This window comes from Arthrobacter ipis, from assembly GCF_014694315.1.
GTDB classification, from domain to species: domain Bacteria; phylum Actinomycetota; class Actinomycetes; order Actinomycetales; family Micrococcaceae; genus Arthrobacter; species Arthrobacter ipis.
In genome coordinates, this window is sequence record NZ_JAAOXD010000001.1 from 830756 (window position 1) to 836755 (window position 6000).

The 6000-nt window shown below is 66.7% G+C and carries 7 protein-coding genes; 5 read left to right on the forward strand and 2 right to left on the reverse strand.

Annotated elements, in window-relative coordinates:
* Positions 1-138 precede the first annotated feature (138 nt).
* Genes G9E11_RS03985 through G9E11_RS04000 form a run of 4 tightly spaced genes read left to right on the forward strand, consistent with a single transcriptional unit; the run spans position 139 to position 2214 of the window.
* Positions 139-600: a DUF3099 domain-containing protein gene (locus G9E11_RS03985; protein ID WP_414635170.1), complete on the forward strand. Its 462-nt coding sequence runs from the start codon at positions 139-141 to the stop codon at positions 598-600.
* Positions 597-857, forward strand: a complete 261-nt coding sequence (locus tag G9E11_RS03990) for a hypothetical protein (protein WP_190603088.1) — start codon at positions 597-599, stop codon at positions 855-857. The genes G9E11_RS03985 and G9E11_RS03990 overlap by 4 nt, the downstream gene beginning before the upstream one ends.
* A complete protein-coding gene (locus tag G9E11_RS03995) occupies positions 858-1730 on the forward strand; it encodes an SURF1 family cytochrome oxidase biogenesis protein (RefSeq protein WP_190603089.1) in 873 nt (290 codons plus the stop codon).
* A 16-nt stretch (positions 1731-1746) separates the two neighbouring features.
* Positions 1747-2214 (forward strand): YbaK/EbsC family protein, encoded by a 468-nt coding sequence (locus G9E11_RS04000; RefSeq protein WP_246468671.1) that lies wholly within the window; start codon positions 1747-1749, stop codon positions 2212-2214.
* Between the two features lie 43 nt (positions 2215-2257).
* Here the strand turns inward: G9E11_RS04000 and G9E11_RS04005 are convergent, their stop codons facing one another.
* Positions 2258-2836: a dihydrofolate reductase family protein gene (locus G9E11_RS04005; RefSeq protein ID WP_190603093.1), complete on the reverse strand. Its 579-nt coding sequence runs from the start codon at positions 2834-2836 to the stop codon at positions 2258-2260.
* Between the two features lie 306 nt (positions 2837-3142).
* Here G9E11_RS04005 and G9E11_RS04010 point away from each other — a divergent pair, with 306 nt between their 5' ends.
* Positions 3143-4042, forward strand: a complete 900-nt coding sequence (locus tag G9E11_RS04010) for a pentapeptide repeat-containing protein (protein ID WP_203219239.1) — start codon at positions 3143-3145, stop codon at positions 4040-4042.
* Positions 4043-4234: 192 nt separating this feature from the next.
* Here the strand turns inward: G9E11_RS04010 and G9E11_RS04015 are convergent, their stop codons facing one another.
* Positions 4235-5842: an HNH endonuclease gene (locus G9E11_RS04015; RefSeq protein WP_311764286.1), complete on the reverse strand. Its 1608-nt coding sequence runs from the start codon at positions 5840-5842 to the stop codon at positions 4235-4237.
* Positions 5843-6000: the final 158 nt, after the last annotated feature.

Consider the following 6000-nt stretch of genomic DNA (forward strand, 5'->3'; position numbering starts at 1 on the left):
TGTGCTCCGGATTTCTGCGGAGCATGGCTCCGCCGTGGTGGCTGGATTTTTGACTGCCTCCGATCTTATCGCCCGATTGGGAGCCTCCTGTGGATGGTGAGAGAATTGGGGTAGCCATTGGAGCGTGATCAAACAGTCGTGACATCTGAACCCCAGCCCGGTCAGCAGTTGCCCGGGAAGCGTGACGCCACCTCCGGTCACCCGGAAGTAATCAGCATCACGGACGCCGCCGCAGCGCATTCCGAAGACATGCGGGAGCGCATGATCAAGTACGCCCTCGCCATGGCCATCCGCATGGTGTGCCTGATCATGATCTTCGTGGTGGACGGATGGTTCAAGCTAGTTGCCGTTGCCGGCGCGGTCTTCCTGCCATGGGTCGCGGTGGTGATCGCCAACGGTTCGGACAAGGCGGAGATCCACAGCGACGCACTGCTCGACTACACGCCGTACGCGGAGCTGGGGGCGGCCGATGGATCCGAACCTGCGGAAAGCTCCGACACAGAGGATGAACCGACGGTGCTCCAGGGCGAACTCATCACCAATGACGAAGAAGACGAACAAGAAGAAGACGACGACGGCCGGGGACAGAAAGCTTCATGAACATTTTCAACCTGGGTGGCGGCAGCGGCGATCTTGCCGGCCCCGCATCCTCCGCCACCTGCTCCCGCAAGGCCTGCCGGGCCGACGCGTCCTGGCAGCTGCTATGGAACAATCCCAAGATCCACACGCCTGACCGCCGCAAGGTATGGCTGGCATGCGGCGAGCACAAGGGATGGCTGGAGGACTACCTGCAGACGCGCGGGCTCTGGAAGGAAACCGTGCCGCTCGAGGCCGCAGAGACCGGCGGGAACGGCTGAATGTACAAGTTCCTGTTTTCCAGCAAGTGGCTGGGCTACCTCCTGCTGGCCGCGATCTTCGCCACCGGCTGCGTGTTCCTAGGCCGCTGGCAGATGGACCGCCGGGCCGAGACCCTGGCGGAGATCCAGCGGGTCACGTCCAACTACTCAGCCACTCCCATCACGTTTGATCAGGCCCGCAACGAGTTCAATCAGCTGGACCCGTCGCGGGAATGGACCCAGGTTAAGCTCCAGGGCAGTTACGACGTCGCCGGGCAGCGGATCGTGCGCAATCGGCCCCTCAACGGCCAGCCCGGGTACGAGGTTGTGGTGCCGTTCAAGCTCGTGTCGGGCGAGACCGTGGTGATTGACCGCGGCTGGCTGCCGATCGGTAACAAGACCCCGGGCCGGCCGGACTCTATTCCGGCGCCGCCGTCCGGGCAGATCACGGCAGTGGTGCGGCTCAAGCACAGCGAACCCACGCTGCAGCGCGGTGCCCCGGAAGGCCAACTGGCCTCCATCGATCTGCCGGCTTACTCCGCCGAGCTGGGCTCCCCGCTCTTCACCGGCGCCTACGGGCAGCTCGCGTCGGAGACGCCGCCGGTGGCGGACATGCCGCAGCCGTTCCCCATGCCCTCGGTGGACGAGGGGACGCATCTGTCCTACTCGCTGCAGTGGTTCGCCTTTGGCGTCCTCATGTTTGTGGGCTTTGGTTATGCGGCCCGGCAGCAGGCGCGCAACGCCGCCATGGATGCCGAGGATGCCGAGTTGTCGGAGGGCGAGCCTGCCGCTACGGCCGCGGGAGCCCGCCGTCGTCCGGCCGCGCCCCGGAAGCGCAAGCGCCCGACGGCGGAGGAAGAGGAAGACGCGATCCTGGATGCCCAGGGCTACTGAGGGCAGGAGCACGGACATGCTTGCCGACCCGGTGGCCAACGTGCGCCGCGCCCTGACCGCAGCGCGCGCCCGTGACACGGTCACGGTTCTTCCCGGAGCCGTGCCGACGGCGGCCGCCGCGGCTGATGCGCTTGGCTGCGACGTTGCGGCGATCACCAACAGCCTGGTGTTCGAAGTGGACGGCACTCCCCTGCTGATCCTTGCCAGCGGCGCAGCGAAAGTGGACGTCCGGCTGGTTGCCTCCCAGCTGGAGACTGGACGGATCCGCCGTGCCGCGCCGGACTTCGTGCTGCACCACACAGGCCAGGAAGTGGGCGGGGTTGCACCGGTGGGCCACCCGGCCAAGATCCGCACGCTGCTGGACACCTCGCTCGAAGAGTACGTGACGCTCTGGGCCGGGGCCGGCGACCACCACTCGATGTTCTCCATCAGCTACGGCGGGCTGCAGCGAATTACGGACGCCCACGCGCTTCGGGTGCGCTAGGGGCTGCCGGCCCGTTCAGTCGTTGGGGTCGGTCACCCGTGAGTCAAACATGCAGGGTTGGCCGGTAGATGAGCTCCTGGGTGCGGCCGTCGAGCGTCCGGCTCTCGATCAGCTCAAGGTCGAAGTCGGCGGCACCCTGGAAGATCGGTTCCGCTCCGGTATGACCGGTGATCACAGGGAAGACAGTCACCTGGACGCGGTCCACCAGGCCGGCGGCCATGAGTGCCCGATTCATCGACAGGCTGCCGTGTGAGCGCAGCGGCACTTCAGACTCCTCCTTGAGCCGCGCGACGACGTCGACGGCGTCGCCGCTCACGAGGGTAGCGTCCGGCCAGTCGAGCGGTCCTTGCAGCGTGCTCGACACCACCGTTGCCGGCAGGTTCCGCATTCGCGTAACCCATGAATCACGGACCTCGGACTCCTCAGTGCTCGAGGCCAGCATCTGCGCGAACGCCCGATATGTGTTGGCCCCGAAGACCATCCGCTGCTCCCCGCCATACAAGGCGAAGCGGTGCTCGAGCAGTTCTGGGCCCTGTTTGCCCCAATAGCCGCCCCAGTTGCCGCTGGTGGAGCCGAAGCCATCGAGGCTGGAAAAGACGTCAAAGGTGTAGCTAGCGCTCATGATGCTCTCCTCGGGTGCGGCTGATCGGGTTTGCGGATACAGCTGTCACAGCGGAAAGAGCCTAGCCACCGACGCGGAGGATTACCACCAGGCTGGTCAGTGACGACTGCCCGGAACACGGCGTCGCCATGTAGGTATTCTGGAGCCGGTGATTCTTCATTCTTCTCTCTAGCCCGCAGCAGCTGCCCTCCCGCGGCACTGCTCCCGCGTTCCGTTCCGGAGCGGTGATTCGGTGTGTCCGCCGAGGGAACTCGACGACGAGTTCTCCATGCGACACACACATCCGCGTCATTCTTGGGAGATCACTTGACCACTACATCCATTCCACTCACATCCTTTCCGCGTCCAGCCGCCCGTCCCGGCCGGGACGAACTGCAGCCCGACTGCAGCAACTGCTTCGCGCTGTGCTGCACCGCCTTCGGCTTTTCCCGTTCGGCCGACTTCGCCCTCGACAAGCCGCCGGGCACGCCGTGCCCGAACCTCGCCGCTGACTTCTCCTGCGGCATCCACGACCGGCTGCGCCCGCGCGGCTTCCGAGGCTGCACCGTTTTCGACTGCTTCGGCGCGGGCCAAGCCGTGTCGCAGGGGCTGTTCGACGGCGTCAGCTGGCGCGATAAGCCGGACAGCAAGTCCGCAATGTTCGCTGCCTTCAAAATCATGCGGCAGCTTCACGAGATGCTCTGGTACCTGGCCGAGGCGCAGGAACACGCCTTCGACGCCGAGGCCGGCACCGCGGCGCTGGAGCTGCGCCTCGCCATCAGGAACGCCGCGAAGGGACCGCTGCCTGGACTGCTCGCCCTCGACGTCGGAACACTTCATCACCGGGTGCGGCAGGTGCTGGTGGAGGTCAGCGAGGAAGTCCGCGCCGCCTACTTCGCCGCCGGCGACGAGCTTGATGAACGGCTGCAGACGGGGGCGGACCTCGCGGGCGTGGACCTCCGGACGCTCCGGCTCTGCGGCGCTGACCTTCGCGGCGCCTGCCTCATTGCGGCAGATCTGCGCGGCACTGATTTGGCGGCGGTGGACCTGCTGGGTGCAGACCTAAGGGATGCGCGGCTGGAGGGCGCCGACTTGTCCCGGGCCTTGTTCCTGACGCAGCCGCAGCTCAACAGCGCGCGGGGCAATCCTGAGACACGGCTGCCCGGCGGGCTCGGAGTTCCCGCGCACTGGCGGGGTGACCAGCACCCCGGGACCCGACAGCTCTAGGCCAGCGTGATGAGCTCCGAGCAGTCCTCGTTCCAGGTCCTCAACCCCGTCGGGCAGCAGCGCACGCGCTCGGGTTGAGGGCCTCGACGGCCCCTTCATCGTGGCTGACCAGGATGACCGTTTGAGCCCTCTGTTCCGGCACTGCTGGCCGCGTAAATCCCTGCCGTGGCGCGGCTAAGTGGCGGGGCCAGTTCATTCGTGTTTGGGTCGTGAGTGGAAGTAGTTGTTGCGTCGGGGTTTTCGGTGGGGGTCGAGTTCTGGTGGGGGTTTGAACCAGGGCACCTCGTTGGTGACTTCGATGTGCCAGTGTTCTTTGTGGATGAGGTGGTGGTGGTGGCTGCAGAGCAGGACGCCGTTGCCGGTTCCAGTGGTTCCGCCGCGTGACCAGTAGGTGATGTGGTGGGCTTCGCACCATGATGCTGGGATGGTGCAGCCCGGGAACGCGCAGCCTTGGTCCCGGGCCATGATGGCTTTGCGGATGTGGGGTGGGAAGACGCGTGAGGCGCGGCCGATGTCCAGGATCCGGCCCTGGCTGCCGAGCACGACGGGGATGATGTCGGCGTCGCAGGCGATTTTGCGGATCGTGGCCGGGTTCACCGGCCCGGAAAAGGCGAACAGTGCGGTCCCGCCGGTGTAGGCATGGTGCGGGCCCTGGGTGCCTTGGTCTTTCTGCAGATCTTGGGCACCTTGGGCACAACGTGCGTCTGGAGCCGACTGGGCGTTTTGGGCCCATTGTGTGTCTTGGCGGTGTTGGAGGTCGGCGAGGAGGTCGCGGTAGTTGATGGTGGCCAGGATCTGGGGCCGATGTCCGCCGTTGGCGGGCAGGGTGTCGCTGGTGAGGGCGGTCTGGACGGCGCCGACGAGCCCGTCGAGCCGCTTCTGACCCTGTGAGCGGTGATCGAGGGAGACCTCGGGGATGCCCTCCGTGTCCCAGCCGGCAAGGCTGGCCGGTTCAGCGTTCCCTGCACCGTCACCACCCGTTCCGCCGGTACCCGTTCCGTCGGCGCCGTTCCCGTTACTGCCGGTCCCGTCGGCACCCTTGCCGTCGGCCCGTGTTGGGGTGCGGGGGTTGGTGGCGGTGTTCATGGCGGTGGTGAGGGTTTCGAACTGTTCGGTGGTGGCGAAGATTTCCAGGTGCTGCAGGCCGTGTTTGGGGCGGCGGACGAAGGCGCCCTGGATTTGCCGGAGGGCCGCTTCGGAGGGTTCGGTCCCGTCCTGGTCGATGGCTTCGGCCCAGTGCCGGGCCACGCGGGTGAGGAAGTCGGCGTCGTTCTCGAGGGCGGCTCGGGTCAGGTCGTGTTCCATCGCGGCGGTGTGGTCCGGGGTGGTGAAATGCCGTGCCCGGTCCAGGGCCAGGGTGATGGTGGTCGCGGCGCGGGAGCTGATCTGGGCGGTATCGACCGCTGCGGCAAGTTCTTCGTAGCGGGGCGGGAGCTGTTGCCCGCCGAACCCGGTCCTGGGCAGGACGGCGTCGGCCAGTCCGATCCGGCGGCGGGCTTCGGCGGAGCTGATCCGGAGCCTTCCCTGGAGGAACTCGACACTGTTCCGGGAGCCGTCCTCCCCCGGACCAGGGCTCGCATCAGCGGCCGTGACGGGGACGAGGGGTGATGCTGCGGCGGTGAGGGCGGCGGTGCGGGACCGGTCCACCGCGCCCGCGGCGAGCACCTGCAGGCGCTCCACCCGGCGGGAGAGCTGCTCGACCCGGTCGGCGAAATCCGCGGCCTGCCCGAAACCCCACAACGCAGCGTCTTCGGCGGTGATCGAGTCCGGTGTCAGCAGCGCCAGGGCCTGATCAACCACTACTCCCTCGAGGACGCGGGTATCGCCGTCAGCAGGAACGCTTTGAAGGGCGTTAGCACCGACTGAAACCGGCTCAGAAGCCAACCCACCGGCACCGGTCCGTAAGACCCGGTCTGCGTTGAATCCCCGAACGGCTTCCATAGGTCTAGTTTGATTGG